The organism is Rahnella sp. PAMC25559, from assembly GCF_050632365.1.
GTDB lineage: Bacteria > Pseudomonadota > Gammaproteobacteria > Enterobacterales > Enterobacteriaceae > Rahnella > Rahnella rivi.
Map to the genome: position 1 here is coordinate 576,185 of NZ_CP192543.1, position 20,630 is coordinate 596,814.

At 52.9% G+C, this 20,630-nt stretch carries 20 protein-coding genes and 1 pseudogene; 15 read left to right on the plus strand and 6 right to left on the minus strand.

Going from position 1 to position 20,630, the window contains the following annotated elements; all coding sequences use genetic code 11:
• Positions 1-143: 143 nt before the first annotated feature.
• From ACQZQY_RS04035 to gorA, 6 genes are all read left to right on the plus strand, one after another.
• Positions 144-1,454 carry a 6-phospho-beta-glucosidase gene (locus ACQZQY_RS04035; protein WP_431296647.1) on the plus strand — a complete coding sequence of 437 codons (1,311 nt, stop codon included), beginning with the start codon at positions 144-146 and terminating at the stop codon, positions 1,452-1,454.
• Between the two features lie 17 nt (positions 1,455-1,471).
• Positions 1,472-2,725 carry a PTS sugar transporter subunit IIC gene (locus ACQZQY_RS04040; protein WP_136376177.1) on the plus strand — a complete coding sequence of 418 codons (1,254 nt, stop codon included), beginning with the start codon at positions 1,472-1,474 and terminating at the stop codon, positions 2,723-2,725.
• 26 nt (positions 2,726-2,751) lie between these two features.
• Entirely contained in the window at positions 2,752-3,789 is a 1,038-nt protein-coding gene (locus ACQZQY_RS04045) for an oxidoreductase (RefSeq protein WP_431296648.1), read from the plus strand.
• Between the two features lie 92 nt (positions 3,790-3,881).
• A complete protein-coding gene (locus tag ACQZQY_RS04050; RefSeq protein WP_431296649.1) occupies positions 3,882-4,610 on the plus strand; it encodes a GntR family transcriptional regulator in 729 nt (242 codons plus the stop codon).
• 80 nt (positions 4,611-4,690) lie between these two features.
• Entirely contained in the window at positions 4,691-5,533 is an 843-nt protein-coding gene (locus ACQZQY_RS04055; RefSeq protein ID WP_056775575.1) for a 23S rRNA (adenine(2030)-N(6))-methyltransferase RlmJ, read from the plus strand.
• Positions 5,534-5,708: 175 nt separating this feature from the next.
• The gene (gorA, locus tag ACQZQY_RS04060; protein ID WP_056775578.1) at positions 5,709-7,061 is read left to right on the plus strand and encodes a glutathione-disulfide reductase; all 1,353 of its coding nucleotides are present in this window, start codon (positions 5,709-5,711) and stop codon (positions 7,059-7,061) included.
• A gap of 77 nt (positions 7,062-7,138) precedes the next feature.
• On the opposite strand, the gene cho is transcribed toward gorA, so the two are convergent.
• Positions 7,139-7,990, minus strand: coding sequence for an excinuclease Cho (gene cho / locus ACQZQY_RS04065; protein ID WP_056777147.1), 852 nt, complete (start codon positions 7,988-7,990; stop codon positions 7,139-7,141).
• 136 nt (positions 7,991-8,126) lie between these two features.
• Entirely contained in the window at positions 8,127-8,435 is a 309-nt protein-coding gene (locus tag ACQZQY_RS04070; RefSeq protein ID WP_136376173.1) for a transporter, read from the minus strand.
• A 139-nt stretch (positions 8,436-8,574) separates the two neighbouring features.
• Here ACQZQY_RS04070 and ACQZQY_RS04075 point away from each other — a divergent pair, with 139 nt between their 5' ends.
• The gene (locus tag ACQZQY_RS04075) at positions 8,575-9,483 is read left to right on the plus strand and encodes a LysR family transcriptional regulator (protein ID WP_122097249.1); all 909 of its coding nucleotides are present in this window, start codon (positions 8,575-8,577) and stop codon (positions 9,481-9,483) included.
• A gap of 19 nt (positions 9,484-9,502) precedes the next feature.
• On the opposite strand, the gene ACQZQY_RS04080 is transcribed toward ACQZQY_RS04075, so the two are convergent.
• Together ACQZQY_RS04080 and ACQZQY_RS04085 are read right to left on the minus strand one after the other, a co-directional pair.
• Complete coding sequence (locus ACQZQY_RS04080) at positions 9,503-10,144, minus strand: hydrolase (RefSeq protein ID WP_056775586.1); 642 nt, start codon at positions 10,142-10,144, stop codon at positions 9,503-9,505.
• 444 nt (positions 10,145-10,588) lie between these two features.
• Positions 10,589-11,521: a sugar-binding transcriptional regulator gene (locus tag ACQZQY_RS04085; RefSeq protein ID WP_056775589.1), complete on the minus strand. Its 933-nt coding sequence runs from the start codon at positions 11,519-11,521 to the stop codon at positions 10,589-10,591.
• A gap of 234 nt (positions 11,522-11,755) precedes the next feature.
• On the opposite strand from ACQZQY_RS04085, the gene ACQZQY_RS04090 reads away from it, so the two are divergent.
• The 6 genes and pseudogenes from ACQZQY_RS04090 (at position 11,756) to ACQZQY_RS04115 (ending at position 15,964) form a co-directional block, all read left to right on the plus strand.
• The gene (locus ACQZQY_RS04090; protein WP_431296650.1) at positions 11,756-12,691 is read left to right on the plus strand and encodes a tagatose-bisphosphate aldolase; all 936 of its coding nucleotides are present in this window, start codon (positions 11,756-11,758) and stop codon (positions 12,689-12,691) included.
• On the plus strand, positions 12,684-13,280 hold the full coding sequence (locus tag ACQZQY_RS04095; protein WP_431296651.1) for an AAA family ATPase: 597 nt from the start codon (positions 12,684-12,686) through the stop codon (positions 13,278-13,280). The genes ACQZQY_RS04090 and ACQZQY_RS04095 overlap by 8 nt, the downstream gene beginning before the upstream one ends.
• Before the next feature lie 205 nt (positions 13,281-13,485).
• Positions 13,486-13,929: a PTS sugar transporter subunit IIA gene (locus ACQZQY_RS04100; protein ID WP_056775596.1), complete on the plus strand. Its 444-nt coding sequence runs from the start codon at positions 13,486-13,488 to the stop codon at positions 13,927-13,929.
• Between the two features lie 82 nt (positions 13,930-14,011).
• On the plus strand, positions 14,012-14,314 hold the full coding sequence (locus tag ACQZQY_RS04105) for a PTS sugar transporter subunit IIB (protein WP_056775602.1): 303 nt from the start codon (positions 14,012-14,014) through the stop codon (positions 14,312-14,314).
• A gap of 59 nt (positions 14,315-14,373) precedes the next feature.
• A pseudogene (locus ACQZQY_RS04110) lies at positions 14,374-15,618 on the plus strand (PTS sugar transporter subunit IIC); the annotation flags it as partial.
• 40 nt (positions 15,619-15,658) lie between these two features.
• Positions 15,659-15,964, plus strand: a complete 306-nt coding sequence (locus tag ACQZQY_RS04115; RefSeq protein ID WP_122097246.1) for a hypothetical protein — start codon at positions 15,659-15,661, stop codon at positions 15,962-15,964.
• A gap of 55 nt (positions 15,965-16,019) precedes the next feature.
• Here the strand turns inward: ACQZQY_RS04115 and msrA are convergent, their stop codons facing one another.
• Positions 16,020-16,562, minus strand: coding sequence for a peptide-methionine (S)-S-oxide reductase MsrA (gene msrA / locus ACQZQY_RS04120; RefSeq protein ID WP_431296652.1), 543 nt, complete (start codon positions 16,560-16,562; stop codon positions 16,020-16,022).
• Between the two features lie 221 nt (positions 16,563-16,783).
• Here msrA and ACQZQY_RS04125 point away from each other — a divergent pair, with 221 nt between their 5' ends.
• Together ACQZQY_RS04125 and ACQZQY_RS04130 are read left to right on the plus strand one after the other, a co-directional pair.
• Positions 16,784-17,419 (plus strand): carbonic anhydrase, encoded by a 636-nt coding sequence (locus ACQZQY_RS04125; protein ID WP_056775618.1) that lies wholly within the window; start codon positions 16,784-16,786, stop codon positions 17,417-17,419.
• Positions 17,420-17,602: 183 nt separating this feature from the next.
• Entirely contained in the window at positions 17,603-18,724 is a 1,122-nt protein-coding gene (locus tag ACQZQY_RS04130; protein WP_431296653.1) for a GNAT family N-acetyltransferase, read from the plus strand.
• Positions 18,725-18,728: 4 nt separating this feature from the next.
• Here the strand turns inward: ACQZQY_RS04130 and ACQZQY_RS04135 are convergent, their stop codons facing one another.
• Positions 18,729-20,561 carry an ABC transporter ATP-binding protein gene (locus tag ACQZQY_RS04135; protein WP_056775626.1) on the minus strand — a complete coding sequence of 611 codons (1,833 nt, stop codon included), beginning with the start codon at positions 20,559-20,561 and terminating at the stop codon, positions 18,729-18,731.
• Positions 20,562-20,630: the final 69 nt, after the last annotated feature.

Genomic DNA, 20,630 nt, shown 5'->3' on the forward strand with positions numbered 1-20,630 from the left:
TGCAGCAAGACCTGCCTCGCATTTTTCATCTTTGTCTGTGCCTGCCCGTTAACCCTTATTTACAGCAAGGTTATTCGTGTTAACTTCCTGTCATCTGGCGTATGCCAGTACGGTTTTTCAACAACACAGGGAGTCAGCAGGGAATGAAAACACTCAAAATTGTTACGCTGGGCGGCGGCTCAGGTTACACACCGGAACTGATCGACGGCTTTATCCGCCGCCACGCCGAATTACCGGTATCGGAATTCTGGCTGGTGGATATTGCCGCCGGTGAAGAAAAGCTGAACATTGTGGGCGCGCTGGCACAGCGGATGGTGAAAAAAGCCGGTATCCCGATGACGGTCCATCTGACCACCGACCGGGAAACCGCGCTGCGCGATGCGGATTTCGTCACCACCCAGCTGCGCGTCGGCCAGCAGGAAGCCCGCATTCACGACGAGGCGATCCCGCTGAAATACGGCGTTCTCGGGCAGGAAACCACCGGCGCGGGCGGGTTTATGAAAGCGCAACGCACCATTCCCGTCCTGTTAGAGTTGTGCCGTGATATGGAAAGGCTGTGCCCGGAGGCGTGGCTGATCAATTTCACCAATCCGGCGGGGATTGTCACCGAAGCCATCGAAAAATATTCGTGCATCAAAACGCTGGGGATTTGCAGCGGCGCGAACAGCATGATGATGGATATCGCGAAGGTGTATGACGTGCGCCGCGAAGACGTGTATGCCCGCGTGATGGGGCTGAACCACCTGATTTTTGCCGATCAGATCGCCGTCAACGGCCACGACGTTACGGCAGAATTTATCGAAAAACTGGCACAGGGCAACGGTCAGCATCAGTTGAAAAACATTCCCGACACCGGATTGCCGCCCGCCTTTATCCGCGCACTCGGGCTGTATCCCCTTTCCTACCTGAAATATTTCTATCTGCGCCGTGAAATGGTGGCGCACAGCGTACAAGACAGTCAGACGCACGGCACACGCGGAGAACAAACGCGTGAAATTGAGCGCCAGCTTTTTGAAATCTATAAAAACCCGCAGCTTGAAAGTAAACCCAAAGAACTGGAAAGCCGCGGCGGCGCATATTACTCAGACACGGCCTGTTCGATTATCAGCGCGATTTATAACAACCGGCAGGAAATCCACGTCGTCAATACGCGAAATCACGGTGCCACGCCGGATCTTGACGAAAACAGCGTGGTGGAAACTAACGCGGTGATTGACCGTCAGGGCGCGCATCCGCTGGCGTATGGCCGTTTACCGTCGAAAATTCGCGGCCTGATCCAGAGCGTCAAAGCGTTCGAAGAACTCACGATCGACGCTGCCGTCACCGGCGATTATTCCACGGCATTAATGGCGCTCTCGGTGCATCCGCTGATGCCGTCAGTGGATATCGCCGAAAAAATTCTCGACGAATACCTGGCGGTAAACCGGGCTTATTTACCTCAATATGATTATTGAAAGACAGGTAAAACCTCATGATGAAATTTTTGGAATCACGCGTTGTCCCCTCTCTGGTGAAAGTGGGCGAAAACGTTATTCTGGTCGCCGTCAGAAACGGCATTACGCTGACGCTGCCGTTTATTATTTCCGGCAGTATCTTCTTAATTATCGCCAATCTGCCAATCCCCGGCTGGACGGAATATTTAGGTCAGTTCGGCACCGCGCTGAATGTGCCGGTCATTGTGACCTTCGGGGTGATCGGATTAATGTCGGCCATCGGCATCAGTTACAATCTGGCGAAACATTACAAGCTTGACGGACTGATGTGCAGCGGGATCACCGTCGCCGTATTTCTGATGGCGCAGCTTAACGATGAATATACGTTAAACGTCGATAATCTCGGGGCCTCCGGTCTGTTCTCGGCCATTATTCTTTCGGTGCTGACCGTCTATATCATTCGCTTTTTTATCGAACATAAAATCTATATCCGGCTGCCGGAAAACGTTCCTCCCGCCGTATTACAGTCCTTTATCGGCGTCATTCCGGCGTTCGTCTGTCTGGCGCTGGTGTGGTTTGTGCGGGTGATCCTGCATTTTGATATCAACGCATTTTTCACGCTGATCTTAAGCCCGCTGGTCATCGGCCTGGGCACGTTGCCGGGTATGCTGGTGCTGGTGTTTCTCATCTCGCTGCTCTGGTGCTGCGGCATTCACGGTACCAACGTGCTCTCCGGCATTACCGCACCGATATTTCTCAAGTTCATTGTCGAAAATACTCAGGCCTATCTCAGCCACCAGCCAATACCCCATATCTTTGCGGAAGGTTTTTATAACTTCTTTATTTGCACCGGCGGGTCCGGCGCGACGATGGGACTGGTGCTGGCGATGATGATGTCGAAAAGTCGTTATTATAAATCGCTGGGCCGGATGTCTTTTGCGCCGTCGCTGTTTTGTATTAATGAACCGGTCATTTTCGGCGTGCCGATGGTGTTTAATCCGCTGATGATGCTGCCGTTAATTATCACGCCGATGCTGCTTTGCACCCTCTCCTGGTTCCTGATGGCGTTTAATATTATTGGCCGCCCGGTCTTGCAGATCCCGTGGACCATGCCGCCTTTCTTCAATGCCTATTTTGCCACCGGCGGGAATATTCCGGCAGCTATCTGGTCAGGCGTCATGATTATTATTTCAGCAATGATCTATTATCCCTTCTTCCGCGTGCTGGAAAAGAAACAGCTGGCGATGGAGCACAGCGAACAACCTGTTCCGGCTTTGCAGGTCAATGCATAAATCTTAACGACAAGGAATACATCATCATGAAGATAAACTGTGCGTTTGTAGGATTCGGAAAAAGCGCAACGCGCTACCATCTGCCTTACGTTTTGCAGCGGCGCGACACCTTTGAGGTTCGCACCATTTTTGATATCACCCGTCGCCCGGACATTGAGCAAGAAGAGGCTTATCAGGGCATCCGCTTCACCTCTGATCTCAATGATATTCTGCACGACGAAAGCATTACGCTGGTGACGCTGTGTACCCCGCCGCAAACCCATTATGACTATGCAAAAATCTGCCTTGAACACGGAAAGAACGTCATCGTCGAAAAGCCGTTTACCCGCACGCTGGAAGAAGCACAGACCTTATTTGCGCTGGCTGCGGAAAAAGGGCTGACGGTGACGCCCTATCAGAACCGGCGTTTCGACAGTTGTTTTCAGGCGGTGAAAAAAGTCATCAACAGCGGCGTGCTCGGTAATATTGTCGAGTTCGAAAGTCATTTTGATTACTTCCGCCCAGACGCCCCCGATTCACCGGCCGATTATACCCACGGCGCTTTTTACGGGCTGGGCGTTCATCTTGTCGATCAGGTGGTCAGCCTGTTCGGGCGGCCGGAATGTGTGCATTACGATATCCGTTCGGTGCGAAATAAAAACAACCCTGACGACACCTTTGAACTGCAGCTTTATTACGGCAAAACCAAAGCCATTGTTAAATGCAGCCATCTGGTGATGCAGCCTTACCCGAAATTTATTCTTCACGGAGAAAAAGGCTCCTTTATTAAACTCAATATCGATCAACAGGAAACCTGGCTGAAAGCCGGGAAATTACCGGGCACCGCAGATTTTGGTCAGGAAACGGAATATGGCGTGCTGAAATATCTGGATGAACGCGGTGAAACCATTACCGAACGTGTCGATGCGGGCAACGGCGATTATGGCCGCGTTTACGATGCGGTCCATGCCACCTTATCTCAGGGGCAGCCGCCGTATGTGCCTGCCGCAGATGTAATGACCACGATGGAAATTCTGCATCGTGCGTTTGAACAACCGGCACCGGCGCTGATCCGCCTGCGATGACACGCGCGCAGACCGGGAGCCTGCGCTTCCGGTCTGCGGGGCATCTGTCTATACTGCTCAAAAATAAACCCTGACATGAAGAAGTTACGCCCATGGCCGCCCGCTACATTGATATCAAAAACAGCCTGAAACAGGCGATCCTCAATAAAGAGTATCGGGTCGGTGACAAAATTCCTTCCGAGCGCGAACTGGCCCTGCGTTATGAAGTGACGCGCGTGACATTGCAAAAAGCCATGCACATGCTGGAACAGGAGGGCTTTATCGAACGTATTCATGGCAAAGGGATGTACGTCACCAAAGTCATTGAGGATAACGTTTATCTGCTCAATAACGGTACCAGCGATTCTATTCTCGGTTTTTCTCGTGAATTCAAAGATGACGTGAAAGTGTCCAGCCGCTTAATCAGCCTGCATACCCTCAAAGCCGGGGAATATATCGCCAGCCAGCTGGATATTCATGAAGACGACGAGGTGCATTATATTCGCCGCGTCCGGCTGGTGGACAATATTGCGGTGCTGATCGAAGATTCCTATATTCCCTGCACAATCATCGACATTATTCCTGAGTCCGTTTTACAAAATGGCTCGTTATATGAATTCATTGAAAATAAAACCGGCAGGAAAATTAAATTCTATAACTCCGTCATCGAGGCCTCGCTGTTTGATGACACGCTTTCCGCGCTGCTGGCGTGTGAAACCGGCCTGCCAATGCTGAAAGTGTCGGGCATTACCAAACTCGAAGACGGAAAAACCTTCAATTACTCAATCAGTTATAACCGCGCGGACAAATTCAAAATCAAGAACAGCTGGGTGGGGAAGTAAGATCACGCCTGCAACGTGAAGTATGAAGAGGGCAAACAGTTTATACTGTCGCCAATACGCCACTCCGGAACATGATATTTATGCTGAGTTACCGCCACAGTTTTCACGCTGGCAACCATGCCGACGTCCTGAAACACACCGTTCAGAGCCTGATCATCGAGTCTCTGAAAGAAAAAGAAAAACCCTTCCTTTATCTCGACACCCACGCGGGTGCCGGGCGCTATCAGCTGAGCGGCGAACACGCCGAACGTACCGGCGAATACCTGGAAGGCATTGCGCGCATCTGGCAACGTGATGATATTCCTGAAGAACTGGCGGCCTATATGTCCGTCGTCAACCACTTCAACCGCAACGAAAGCCTGCGTTATTATCCGGGTTCACCGCTGATTGCCCGTCAGCTGCTGCGCGAAGAAGACAAACTGCAACTCACCGAGCTGCACCCGAGCGATTTCCCGCTGCTGCGCAGTGAATTCCAGAAAGATGACCGCACCCGCGTTTCGCGCAGCGATGGCTACCAGCAGCTGAAAGCCCAGTTGCCTCCGCTGTCGCGCCGTGGCTTTATCCTGATGGATCCGCCGTACGAACTGAAAACAGATTATCAGGACGTGGTGAAAGGCATTCAGGAAGGCCACAAGCGCTTTGCCACCGGCACTTACGCGCTGTGGTACCCGGTGGTCATGCGCCAGCAGATCAAGAAAATGCTGCGTGATCTTGAAGCGACCGGCATCCGCCGCATCCTGCAAATCGAGCTGGGCGTGCGCCCGGACAGCGATCAGCGCGGTATGACGGCTTCCGGCATGATCGTCATCAATCCGCCGTGGAAGCTCGAGCAGCAGATGAACAACGTGCTGCCGTGGCTGCTGAAAGTGCTGGTCCCTTCCGGTACCGGTCACACGACGGTCAAATGGGTTGTGCCTGAGTAAGTAAAGAATTGCCCTTCGCCGGGACCTTTTTCTAAGGTCCCGGCTATCAAACCTATTGCAGCCATCGATCCAAACTTTGCGACAAAACGCATTCACGCGCTAAACTCACAGCAATTTTTAAGATTAGCGACGCCGGTATGGCGTTCTTCATTTTTGACAACTCATGGAAAATCCGATGACCAAACATTATGACTATCTGGCAATTGGCGGCGGCAGCGGCGGTATCGCATCAATCAACCGTGCAGCCATGTATGGGAAAAAATGTGCGCTGATCGAAGCTAAAGAGCTGGGCGGCACGTGTGTCAACGTGGGTTGTGTCCCGAAAAAAGTCATGTGGCACGCCGCGCAAATCGCTGAAGCGATCCGCAACTACGGCCCGGACTATGGCTTCGATACCACCGTTAACAGCTTTAACTGGAAAACGCTGGTCGCCAACCGTACCGCCTACATCGACCGTATCCACACCTCGTACGATAACGTGCTGGGCAAAAACAACGTTGACGTGATCAAAGGTTTCGCGCGTTTCGTTGACGATCATACCGTGGAAGTGAACGGCGAGAAGATCACCGCGGATCACATCCTGATCGCCACCGGCGGTCGCCCGAGCCACCCAAATATACCGGGTGCAGAATACGGCATCGATTCCGACGGTTTCTTTGATCTGACGGAAATGCCAAAACGCGTTGCCGTCGTCGGCGCGGGTTACATTGCGGTAGAAATCGCCGGTGTGATGAACGGCCTGGGTGCTGAAACTCACCTGTTCGTGCGTAAACACGCGCCGCTGCGTACTTTCGATCCGCTGATGGTCGATACGCTGGTTGAAGTGATGGAAGCCGAAGGCCCGGCGCTGCATAAAGAATCCATTCCGAAAGAAGTGGTGAAAAATGCCGACGGCAGCCTGACGCTGAAACTGGAAAACGGTCAGGAATTTGAAGTCGACAGCCTGGTCTGGGCGATTGGCCGCGAACCGGAAACCGACAACTTCAACCTGAAAGCGACGGGTGTGAAAACCAACGAAAAAGGGTATATCGTCGTCGATAAATTCCAGAACACCAGCGTAAAAGGGATTTACGCCGTGGGCGATAACACCGGTGCGGTTGAACTGACCCCGGTTGCCGTTGCCGCAGGTCGTCGTCTGTCTGAACGTCTGTTTAACAACAAACCTGACGAGCATCTGGATTACAGCAACATCGCCACCGTCGTGTTCAGCCACCCGCCAATCGGCACGGTCGGCCTGACCGAACCGCAAGCGAAAGAGCAGTTCGGCGAAGAGAACGTGAAAGTGTATAAATCTCAGTTCACCGCCATGTACACCGCCGTTACGCAGCACCGTCAGCCGTGCCGCATGAAACTGGTGTGCGTGGGTGCGGAAGAGAAAATCGTCGGCATCCATGGTATCGGTTATGGCATGGACGAAATGTTGCAGGGCTTCGCGGTTGCACTGAAAATGGGCGCGACCAAGAAAGACTTCGACAACACCGTCGCTATCCACCCGACCGGTGCGGAAGAGTTTGTGACTATGCGTTAATTCGCGCCCTTGCGACGCTAACGCGATGCAGTAAAAAGGCTTCAGATCTGCGGATCGGAAGCCTTTTTTTGTTGCCGTTAATCCAGCAAAATCACCTTCGAACTGTCCGCCTCGAACAGCGGCTTGCACAGGATTTTATAACTGTCGCGGTCGAAATGCGGAACGGCCATGTCAAAGGCTTTTGCCGCCTCCAGCGTTTGCACCGTCCCCAGATAAAACCAGTGATTGATGACGTGATAATCGGTTACGCCATTGGCTTCTTCGGCAATAGCAATCCGGCCAGGATAGGGCCAGCTGCGGATTTTCAGGGCGCTGAGCGCCTCTCTGAGACGCGCCTGATGCGCCTGCGGGGATTCTTTTCCACAACAGACACCGGCACATTTCCCCAGTGAATAGCGGAAGCACGCGCGGTTTTTTGTCAGCTTTTCCAGCCCCAGCGCGCCGTAACACAGCTTTTCCTGATCGGCGATATCACGGATTTTTTCGACCGCCGACATCTTGGTTTTAAACAAGCCGAACAAATCGTCACTGTGCGAGAAATCCACTTCGTTGCTGAACACGATACTCGCGCTTAGCGCCTCAAGCCGGATCGAACAGAGCTTGCGGGCGGTGCGCAGACGTTTATTAAACAGCGGACGCCGGGTTTTGATCAGATCCGATTCCAGCAATAACGCCCCGACTTCGCCGATGGTTTTCACATAATCGATATCGCGGGTCATGTGGAGCAACTTGGCTTCGGCAGGATTACGAAAATGCGACATCACGCGGCTGCGGATATTCACACTCTTGCCGATATACAGCGGAAAAGCGTTGTCGTCACCATAGAAAATATAGACACCGCTGCTGCTGGGTAAATTTTCCAACGTATGACGAAGATGTTCAGGGTATTGATAAAGCTCGGTAAAAAGCTCTTTTTCGGGATTCCACAAAATGGCTGACCTGCTTTCTGTGATGACTTTTCTCTGATAACGACAGCGTATAAAAAACAGCCGAATCATACTGGCGTTTTATACAGTCTTCAACCTTTGCAGGGCAAACAATGTGTAAATTTCGGGCGACGAAACATTACGCCTGTGTGCGCATCTCAATATATTCCTGTCCTCTCAGTAAGTTGGCTAAGGTGGCCTCACGGATTTCGCGCTGATCGGAGTGTATCCACTGATACAAATTATCAATGTTATCGAAGCGCACGAGCAGGGTGTAGATGGTTTCACCGTGAACCGGCCGCAGGATGTTCACATTCTGATAACCGGGAAACCTCGCCGCATCCGTCTTCAGCGTCTCCAGCCAGCATTCATAGTCTGCGAGCTTATCCCGCTGTACGCCGTGGGTGATCACCAGAGTCATGTGGTCAGGTTGATGCGGATAGGTCATCGGATATTCCTTCTCATTCACCGTTGTTCTGGTTAACTGAATGTTGCGTTATATTCATAAACGATACGAAACCAGCACCCTCATTGATAACGAAAATATTTTGGGGTGTTGTTAAACAATTTTTGGGGTGGGAAAAATAATGCGATTAAGCCTTGAAGCGCTGCTGATCCTGGATGCGCTGGACAGACACGGCACCTTTGCGGCCGCCGCGGCCAGACTGTTTAAAACCGCGTCGGCACTGAGTTATACCGTGCAGAAGATGGAAAGTGATCTGAACATCAAACTGCTGGACCGCTCAGGTCATCGCGCGACATTCACTCCCACCGGCCGTCTGATGCTCGAAAAAGGCCGCGTGCTGCTGCGCGCCGTCAGTGAGCTGGAACAACAGGCGCAGTACGTCGAAAGCGGGTGGGAAAGCAAACTGACCCTCAGCGTTGATGCCTCCGTTCCCTTTGCGCTGCTTGCCCCCCTGATCGACCGGTTTTACGCCGAGCATCAGCATACCCAATTGTTGTTTCGCCACGACGTGCTCGCCGGTTGCTGGGAAGCGCTCAGTTATGGCGAAGCCGACATTGTCTTTGGCGCCGTGCAGGAACCGTTAACCCGCAGCGGTATCGAATATCGCGCCATCGGCTGGCTGGAATATGTGTTTGCCGTTGCGCCCCACCACCCGCTCGCCGCAATGCCGGAACCGCTGGTGCGTGAACACATCCGCCAGTATCGCGCCGTTGTCGTTCACGACACCTCCCGCCACGGCGCAGGCGCTGATTTACGCGTGCTTGATGAGCAGAAAATGCTGAGCGTGCATGACTTTAACGCCAAAGTGCATGCACAAATTGCCGGGCTGGGTTGCGGCTATCTGCCGCGTTATCTGGCCGCACCGCATCTGGAAAGCGGTGCGCTGGTTGAGCGTCGTCTCGATACCGAACCCCGGCGCGACCAGGCGTTTATGGCCTGGAACGACAATGCCACCGGTAACGCCGCCATGTGGTGGCGTGAGAATTTGCAGAACTTCGACGGGCTGAGCACCGTTTATAGCCCGGAATAACCGGGCTGTCATACCAGAATTACCCCTGACGCTGTGGCGCTTTGTGCACCATCGTGTAGGCATAGTCGACGCCCATGCCGTAGGCACCGCTGTGTTCACGCACCAGATCCATAACGGCGTCGTAGGTTTCTTTGCGTGACCAGTCGCGCTGGTATTCGAGCAGAACCTGCTGCCAGGTCACCGGCACCGCACCGGCCTGCACCATACGGTCGATGGCGCGTTCATGGGCATCCACGCTGGTACCGCCGGAGGTGTCGGTCACCACATACACTTCATACCCTTCTTTCAGCGCCATCAGCGCCGGGAAAGTCAGACACACTTCGGTCCAGAGGGCGGAGATAATCAGTTTTTTGCGCCCTGTCGCTTCAACGGCCTTCACGAAGGCCGCGTCTTCCCAGGAATTCATTGAGGTACGTTCGACAGGTTTCACATCAGGGTGCACCGCCAGTAATTCCGGCCAGATATAACCGCTGAAGCTTTCCGTTTCGACCGAGGTGTAAATCACCGGCACGTTAAAAACTTTGCCCGCTTTGGCGAGAGCGACCGTATTATTTTTAAGCTGCTGGCGATCAATATTCGCAACGCCGAATGACATCTGTGGCTGATGGTCGATGAAAATCAGGGTGGAATTCTGTGGGTCCAGCAGATCGAATTTAGACATTTTCATTTCCTCTCAGAGTGCATTGTTGGGTTGTGTGTTTGTATTTAATGTTGTGTTGTTGTGCTGCTGGAATTAACAATAGGGCAGGAGTGTAAAAGCAGATAGCGGAAAGAATTTGGCAACTTGTTCAGATTTTTTTGACAGACATTCCTTTCTGTAAAGAGCAAAAAAACCTCTTATTTTCATATCTATAGGTACAACAAAATTTTTTAACGACACGTTAAAGATAACCTGTCATCACTCTTTACCCCTGGCACCTCATAGTATTTTCAACATGACACATGACCCGTTTAAAACCTGCCAAACCATTGCGGAGGAAAGATAAAAATGAGCACATTCAGTACTCAGGATGGCACTCGGATTTATTTTAAAGCGTGGGGAAAACGAAAAGGCATTCCCGTCACGGAATGCCTTTTTCTTTTGGTCATATTCAAAAACAAGCCGTCATGCCACCGGCAGTTTATCCAGGATCGCCTGCGCGGTATTCACGTCTGTCACTAATGAATTGATCATGCCCGAACGCACCGCGCCGATAATTCCGGCGGCTTTTTCCGGCGTGGCGGCGACGCCGATGGTCAGTGGCGTTTTGCGCAACTGTTCAACCGAAGCCGCAATCATCCGCTCCTCACCTTCCCAGTGTAATAATTCACCGGATTCCGTGAAGTAGTGGCGCAGCACGTCACCCGCGGCATCACTCAGCGCCTGTTCGCCCGGCGTGGCAGTGGTGGATTCGCTCGGTTTCGGCGTGTGGGTCAGCCCGATGCCGACGATCGCTGCGTCCAGCTTATCCCACAGCGAAATGATTTCCTGCACGCTGCGGTCAGCGAGAAAGGCATCACGCAAAGGTGCCGAGGAGAGATAAGGCGCATGTAAAAAGTACGGTGTGCCTTCCATCTGTTCCGCCGCGCGGCGGACGAACTCGGTGATCTGAAAATGCGGTGCAGACTGTTGCATCCCGCCGTTCAGCGCCACGGTCATGATCCCCGGCAGACGCGGCATACCGGCCAGCGTCACTTCGCGCACCGCCCTTCCCCAGCCGATGCCCAGCACCGAGCCGGCACCTAATCCGGCGTCCTGAAGCAGCGAGGCCAGCGGCGTTGACAGCGCACCGAGCACATTCCCCGGCGGCGCATCGACCACATAGGCCTGCTTCAATCCGAGGCGCTTAACCAGGTCTGATGTCATGTCTTCCGGCGAAGATAATCCCACCACTTCGATGCGCACGATGCCCGCCGCACGGGCCTTATTGAGCAATCTTGAGATGGTGGCCGTCGACACATCCAGCTTGCGAGCAATCTCCACCTGAGACATATCAGACTCGTAATGCAGCTTAGCCACTAAATGCATCATGGCGCGCGTTGCTGCAATATCTTGCAAAATTGGCTCTTTCAGCTTGAAATTCCTTTCAGTAATGAATTACACTCAAATTGTCGATTGAGGGATTATTGCGCAACACCTGTAAAAATGCAATGTACCGGATCGTGCTTCAACCCTTGCAAACCGGCGTGTTACGCGACTTTCCGCCCCTTTTCATCAGGGGGCTAAAGACAGAACGTCCAGTGTAATCGAGATTTTTTCATCTGTAATAAATTTCACGCAAAGGAGAGTTCCATGTCAAAAATGTCTACTTCAGAATTACGCAGCTATCAGCAAATTTGTGGCAAGAATGGCGCGATGCTGGTGATCGCCTGTGACCAGCGCGGTGCCATGCGCAGCCTGCTGGCCAGCGACCCGCAGCAACAATCCGCCATTTCAGAACACGAACTCGGGCTGATTAAAGCCGACATCACCCAATACCTCGCCAGCAAAGCCTCCTGCGTGCTGGTCGATCCGGTCTGCGCCGTGCCGCAACTGGTGGATGACGGCATTATTGCCCGCGATACTGCCCTGCTGATCGGCCTTGACGCGTCGGGCTGGGATAATTCACCGGAAGGCTACCGTCTGTCCCGCCTGGTGGCCAATGTCGATGCCCGCCGCGTGCGTGAACTGGGCGCCACAGGCGGCAAAATCATGGTCTACCTGCGCGATGATCAGGAAGAAGCCAACCGCCATAACATTGAAATTCTGCATCAGTGCATCGAAGATTTTGCCCGCGAAGACCTGCTGCTGGTGGTGGAGTTCCTGACCTATAAACTCGACAACGAAACCGAGGAAGAATATAAAGAAAAAGTCCCTTCACTGATCTATGGCGGCACTAAGATTTGCCTGGAGTGCGGTGCGAAGGTGCTGAAACTGCCTTATCCTGGCTCGAAACAAGCCTGTGCCGACATCACTGAACTCGCCGGCGACGTGCCATGGGCGGTGCTTTCCGCCGGAGTTGATCATTCCACCTTCCTCAAACAAGTGGCGGATGCCATGAGTGAAGGCGCATCGGGCGTTATAGCAGGGCGTTCATTGTGGAAAGACTGCATTTCTCTTGACCGCAGCGCGACCAAATCCCGCCTCGAATCCCTTGCAGTACCGCGTCTGAACGAACTTCAGGCCGTGATCCAGCAATACTTCCAGGCTCCGGTACCTCATAAAACTGAACAGGTGGAACATGTCTGAAAACAGAAGCGCCGCACGAAATGGCTTTACCGGTAAACGCGTTATCCTGGTTAACGGGATCCCCGCATCGGGTAAAAGCCGGCTCGCCGTTGAGCTTTCTGAACAGAGTGGCTGGTTGCAGTTGTCGCTCGATGGCATTAAAAACCCGTTTTTACAGCGGCTGCAAAATGTCGATCGCCCGTTTAACCGCGTACTGGGTCAGGCCAGTTATCAGGTGATCTGGGATATCGTCGCAGGCGCGCCGGACGGCAGCACATTTATTGTCGATGCCTGGTTTGGTTTCCAGCCAAAAGACGTGTTGCACACCTATTTGCAGCAGGCTGGCGTGACACAGGTACTGGAAATCTGGTGCCAGATTGATGCAGAACGGGTCGCGGAACGTTTTGCCTCGCGAGTGGGCGAACGCTTAGCGGGACATGTCGGGGCAGAATATATTCCCGAATTAAAAATTCTTGCAGGAAATGCGCAGCCAATGGCATTAGGACCGGTATATTCTGTGGATCAAAATAATGTTGATGAGAATAGACCTGTAAATATTGTTGTTATTCACGAATGGATAACAAATTCATTTCATACCCAAACACAATAAACCGGAAAGGGAAATATTACGTTACTGAACAAAAAACATGACGTGTTTTATTGTCACAGACATTAATTCCGACACATCGTTTTACATTCTTATCTTGGATAAATGAAAAGCTTTATTTAGTCACCAATAGAACTGGACAGATCACAGTTTTTATTTAAATTAAATATCATACTGAGAAAAGCCCCTATTCATGTAAAGAGGTATTATGTTAAGCGACTGGATTAATGAAAATAACACCAAGATAATTCCGAAAACAGAAGACTGGAAAAGTGCCGTCGCGTTAGCGGTGCAACCGTTAATTGATTCCGGTGCGGCGGAAAGTCGTTATCTTCAGGCTATATATGATATGCACCGGGAAATCGGTCCTTATTATGTGTTGGGCGAAGGCATTGCTATGCCGCACGCCCGGCCCGAAGAGGGCGTCAACCGCACGGCGCTGTCGCTGGTGATTGTTTCACAAGGCGTCGAGTTCGGCAGTGAAGATAACGATCCGGTGTACGTTATTTTCGCGCTGGCCGCCGTGGACAGCCATTCGCACATAGAAATGATTGCCAGTCTCTCTCATCTTTTCTGCGACGACGAGGCCGCGAAAAAACTGAAAGAGAGTAAGAACACGCAGGAAGCCTTAGAGATTATCCGGCAGTTTTAAACGTGAAGTGAAGAGAGATGACCATCAACCGATATTCATCCTCTACAACAATCATCACCTACAAAATGCGTAAGGGAGTCTTATGAAAAAGTTATCTATCCTTGCAGTCTGCGGCGCAGGTCTGGGCAGTAGTTTTGCCTGTGAAATGAGTATCGAAGCCGCATTAAAAGATTTAGGTGTCGAAGCCGATTTATCACATTGTGATATTTCCAGTGCCACCTCTACCCGGGCAGATATTATTATGACCGGCGAAAACTTCAGATCACAATTCCAGCATTACACCATCAAAGCCAATATTATTTACCTGAAAAGGCTGGTGGATAAAAATGAAATAAAAAGCAAACTGACACCCGTTCTTCAGGAAATGGGTCATCTGGCTATCTAATAATAAAAAATAATATCATCCAATAGAACAACTCTACATCTCTACTACAGGGGACGCTTATGTCTTTCCTTCACTTTATTGTTAATGATGTATTAGGCCAGGCATCAATATTAATATCGCTGATTGCGATGATTGGCTTGATCGCATTGAAAAAAAGTCCCGGACAAATTATTACCGGCACACTGAAAACGCTGCTGGGATTTTTAGTCCTCCTTTCCGGGGCGAGCATTATTGTTAATGCGCTGACTTTTTTGGGCGAAATATTCCAGAAAGGTTTCCATATGCGCGGCATCGTGACTGACGTCGGTTCGATTGCCGGGATCGCCCAGCAGACGCTCGGGCGTGAAACCGCCTTAATTATGGTGCTGGCGTTTATCGTCAACATCCTGATTGCCCGCCTGACCCGCTTTAAATATATCTTCCTGACCGGCCAGGCCTCCTTGTGGATGGCGACCGTCTGTTCGGTCATCGGTTATATGGGTGGCCTGCGCGGTGTGGAGCTGATCGTAACCGGTGGGGTAATCGCCGGGGTGATGGCGGTCGGTATGCCGGTACTGGCACAACCGATTGTGCGCAAAATTACCGGTTCCGATGATTTTGCGCTCGGCCATTTCTGCACCATCGGCTATATCGTGCAGGCGGGTGTGGCGAAAATCACCGGCGACGTCAGTAAGAGCACCGAAGATTTTGAGCTGCCGCAGTCCCTCTCATTCCTGCAGGACACTTATCTGTCGATGATGGTGGTGATGATCCCGATTTATCTGATCCCCGCCGTCGCCGCAGGCCCGGAAGTTGTCGCGCCTTTCGCCAATAACGTCAATTATCTGGTCTATTCCTTCCTGCAATCGGTTCAGTTTGTGGTGGGTGTGTATGTTCTGCTCTCCGGGGTGCGTCTGTTGCTGGCAGAAATCGTCCCGGCTTTTCGCGGGATCGCCCTGCGCATCGTGCCGAACGCCATTCCGGCGCTCGATTGCCCGGTGCTTTTCCCTTACGCCCCTAACGCGGTGATCATCGGGTTTATCTCCACCACCATCGGTTCGGTCATCGGCATGTTCCTGTTTCCAAGCCTGGGACTCGCGATGATTTTACCGGGCATGCTGACCAACTTCTTCGCAGGCGGCACGGCGGGCATCTTTGGTAACGCCGTCGGCGGACGTCGCGGGGCGATTATCGGCGGTATCTTCCACGGCCTGTTTATCACCTTACTTCCGGCGCTGCTGCTGCCTCTGCTGGGCAAATTCGGCTTCTCGAACGTGACATTCAGCGATTCGGATGTCATCAGCGTCGGGCTGGTGTTTGGTCATATTCTCAACTTCTTCCATTAACCGCGCGGAGGTCATCTTTATGGATACACGTATTGAGCAAATTTTAGCGCAACAGCTGCCGCCGCAGGAGTCGGCCAAAGCGCTCAACGAGCTGGGAAAACAGTATCAGGAACAGCAGGAACTGGAGGCGGCGATCGCCTGCTGGGAGCAGAGCATGGCCTGTTACGGCAAGCCTGGCTTTGCGCAGGCGCAACTGATGAAGGCCTATAACGCGCGGCGGCGTGAGTGCTCAGAGGCCGGAGATGGCAAAGGGCTGGAGACGTATTCGCAGAAAATTGACGCGCTGATGCAACAAAGTAAGGATGCGATCCGATACGGATTTTGAGACAAAAAAGCCAGAACTCAGGTTCTGGCTTTTTACATTCATACGTCTGGCCACCTTACGGGTTCAGCGATTTCGTTCGCTGCGCAAAGCTCTTGCGTAATTTTTGCAGTTTCGGTGGGATCACCGCCATGCAGTAACGGTTCTGCTGCCCCGCGCCATCCCAGTAATTCTGGTGATAGCCTTCGGCCACGTACACCTCACCCAGCGGTTCGATGCTGGTCACAATCGGATCACTGTGATCGTGCTGCGCGCGCAGTATGGCGGCTTCCGCCTCGGCTTTTTGCTGCTCGTTGGCCGGGAAAATCGCCGAACGGTACTGCGTGCCGACGTCGTTGCCCTGGCGGTTAAGCTGGGTCGGATCGTGCGTCACAAAGTGGATATCCAGCAGATCGCCGTAGCTCAGTTTTTCCGGGTCAAATCCCACGCGGATGGCCTCCGCATGGCCGGTGGTGCCGGTGCACACCTGCTCATAGTTCGGGTTAGGACGACGCCCGCCGGTGTAAACACTTTCCACCGACTCCACGCCGATGACGTCTTTGAACACTGCTTCCGTACACCAGAAACAGCCGCCACCAAAAATAGCGTATTCGATTGTCATACAGACTCCTTCACTCAGGGGGTAGAGGAAATATGGGGACGGATAAGACTGACATAAAGGTATGGCATTAAAAAAAGGGAATGTGAAATGCTTATCGCCGGTGAATTATATTATTTTGCTTTCTCTTATTTCCCTGCAAATAGTGATGATATTCCGTCTGATTGATCTGCCTTTTTTTTCATGGCAGACTCACTGGCATTGAAATACATGGAATTCCCCCTATGAAAGACGTTATTGAAGGTTTTCTCAGATTCCAGAAAGAAGCGTTTCCGCAACGCTCTAAGTTATTCAAACAACTCGCTTTAAACCAAAATCCTAAGACCCTGTTTATATCCTGTTCTGACAGCCGTTTAGTGCCGGAATTAGTGACCCAGCGTGAACCGGGCGAACTGTTTGTTATCCGTAATGCCGGTAATATTGTGCCACCCTTCGGGCCGGAACCGGGCGGCGTATCGGCAACGGTGGAGTACGCTGTGATGGCGCTCGGCGTGAAAGATATCGTTATCTGCGGGCACTCCAACTGTGGCGCGATGAGCGCAATCGCCAACTGCACCTGTCTGGATCACATGCCCGCGGTCGCCCACTGGCTGCGTTATTCCGATGCGGCGAAAGCCATCAACGAAGCCTCTGAGCACGAATCCCCTGAAGCGCGCGTCAACGGAATGGTGCATCAGAACGTGGTTGCCCAGCTGAGTAACCTGCGCACGCACCCTTGCGTTGCGGTCGCGCTGGCGAAAGGTCAGGTTACCCTGCACGGCTGGGTTTATGATATTGAATCCGGGTGTATTGATGCATTTGATGCGAAGAGCAGCACCTTTATTTCACTTTCAGATAATCCTGAAGTCAGGGCCAGTTAATTAAAAAATCCGGCATATCGGCTTGCCGGATAATAATACGGAATCTATCCCAATAGGTTCCGTATTATAAATCAGCGGGTTAAGCATTTTTATTTTTTCCTCCGCACCTTTCAGCCGACATTATTTCCCTGCCTGAACGACACTTAAGCGCTTTCTCCTTCAATGCCACAACGAGAATATTTCATGCCTGTTATCACGTTGAGCCGTCTGGCTGATTTGCCTGCCGCACAGTGGGATGCGCTGGTGCCTGCGCAACAGCCTTTCCTCAGCCATGCATTTTTATCTGCGCTGGAAGACAGCGGCAGCCTGGGGCCACATTCCGGCTGGCGTCCTGAACATCTGCTGTGGCAGGAAAATGGCGACATCCGCGCCGCCATTCCCGGTTACCGTAAACGTCATTCTTACGGCGAATACGTGTTCGATCAGGGCTGGGCGGATGCCTGTCAGCGTTCGGGCATCGCCTATTATCCGAAATGGCTGGGCGCGGTGCCGTTCAGCCCGGTAACGGGCGCCCGGTTGCTGGGCGATGAATCTGCTGCCATGAGTTTGTTGCAGGCGTTGCCGGAGTATCTGGTGGAAAACGGCCTGACCGGCGCGCACATCAATTTCACCGATGAACGCGCCAACCGGCTGATCGGCAGTGAAGCCGTCTGGCAGCACCGGCAGGGCTTGCAGTATCACTGGCAGAACCGCGGTTATCGTGATTTTCAGGATTACCTCGACGCCCTCACCTCGCGTAAACGTAAACAGTTCCGCAAGGAGCGCGAACAGGTGGCGGCACAGGGCATCGAGTTTATCTGGCTGAAAGGCACCGACGTGACTGAAGCGCAGTGGGATTTTGTCTACAGCTGCTACAGCAATACTTACGCCGTGCGCGGCCAGTCGCCGTATCTGACCCGCGCTTTCTTCAGCCTGCTGGCGGAAAGAATGCCGGAGGCGATCCGTCTTGTTGTCGCGCAGCAAAACGGTCGTGACGTGGCGATGGCCTTCAGCCTGATCAGCGGCGATACCTTTTATGGCCGCTACTGGGGCTGCGTGGCAGAGTTTGACCGGTTGCACTTCGAAACCTGTTTTTATCAGGGTATGGAATACGCGATTGCCAGCGGGCTGGCGCGCTTTGACGCGGGCGCACAGGGCGAACACAAACTGCTGCGCGGCTTTGAACCGGTCATCACCGACTCGTGGCACTATTTACGGCATCCGGGTTTACGCGATGCCGTGGAAGATTTTTTAGTGGAAGAACGTGCCGGCGTGCAGCGCTGGGCCGATGAAGCCCGTGAGGTGCTGCCGTACCGGCACGCATAGAGCCTTAATCCATCCCGACAAATCCGCCGGTCTGATGTTGCCACAAGCGCGCGTACAGGCCGCCGTGCGCCAGCAGTTCGGCGTGATTACCCACCTCGACAATCTGCCCTTTTTCCAGCACCACCAGACGGTCCATTTTGGCGATGGTCGATAAGCGGTGAGCGATGGCAATCACCGTTTTACCACCCATCAGCGTCTCGAGACTTTCCTGAATTGCTGCTTCGACTTCTGAATCCAGCGCCGATGTCGCTTCATCCATGATCAGGATCGGTGCGTTTTTCAGTAACACGCGGGCGATGGCAATACGCTGACGCTGACCGCCGGAGAGTTTCACGCCGCGTTCACCGACATGCGCATCCAGCCCGGTTCTGCCCTGTGAATCATACAGTTGCGGTATAAATTCATCGGCACGCGCCTGACGGATCGCCAGCTGCAACTCCTCATCGGTGGCGCCCGGCCTGCCGTAAAGCAGGTTATCGCGGATTGAACGGTGCAGCAGCGAAGTGTCCTGCGTAATCATGCCGATTTGCGCGCGCAGGCTCTGCTGCGTGACCCCGGCAATGTCCTGCTGATCAATCAGAATGCGCCCGCCGTCGATGTCGTAGAGCCGTAACAGCAGGTTCACCAGCGTGGATTTCCCCGCGCCGGAAGGGCCGATCAGACCGATCTTCTCACCGGGGCGGATCGCCAGATCCAGATTCTGGATCACCCGTGCACCTTTGCCGTAGTTGAAATCGATGTGATCAAAGTGGATCGCCCCCTGATCCACCCTCAGCCCTTTCGCCTGTGGTTTATCGGTCACGGTCAGCGGCTGCGCGATGGTGTGCAGACCGTCCTGAACCGTACCAATGTTCTCGAAAATCCCGTTCACCACCCACATGATCCAGCCAGACATATTCACGATACGGATAACCAGACCGGTCGCCAGCGCAATCGCCCCGACGCTTATCAGTGACTGCGTCCATAACCACAAGGCCAGCCCGGTACTGCTGACAATCAGCAGACCGTTCAGCGTGGTAATGGCGAACGCCATACCGGTTAACAGCCGCCCGGCGAGCTGCGTTTTATACGTCTGTTCGGTGATGGCCTCACGCGCATATTGCTGCTCCAGATCGGTGTGTGCGAACAGCTTTAGCGTCGAGATATTGGTGTAGCCGTCAACGATACAGCCCATCAGCTTCGAGCGCGCTTCAGAAGACTCGACCGAGCGCTGCTTCACCCGAGGCACAAAAAACCACAGGCAAATCGCGTAACAGAATATCCAGATAATCAGCGGGATCATCAGCCGCCAGTCAGCTTCGGCAAACAAAAACAGTGCGCTGGCGGCGTAGATCACCACGTGCCAGATGGCATCCACCATCTGGACTGCGGAATCGCGCAGCGAGCTGCCGGTCTGCATGATGCGCTGGGCGATGCGCCCGGCGAAATCACTCTGAAAAAAGTTCAGGCTCTGCTTCAGCACATATTTATGGTTTTGCCAGCGGATCATGCTGGTCATACCGGGCGTCAGCGTCTGATGTACCAGCAAATCATTCAGCCCGAAAAACACCGGCCGCAGGATCATCGCCACCGCCGCCATCCACAGGAGTTCCCCCATGTGCTCGGAGAAAAAACTGCCCGGTGGCGTGTCTTTGGTGAGATCGATAATCTGGCTGAGGTAGCTGAACAGCGACACTTCAATCAACGACGCTACCAGCCCGACCACCAGCAATACCGCAAAACTCGGCCAGACCTGGCGCAGATAATAGAGATAGAAAGGAAAGACTTTGTCAGGCGGCTCCCCGCCCGGCGCCTCACGGAAGATGTCGATCATTCGCTCAAAACGGCGAAACAGCATGGTGATCCCCTTTTACTTGTCCCTGAAAAATACCGGCGCTGATGGATGTCTCCAGCGCCGTAAAGGGGA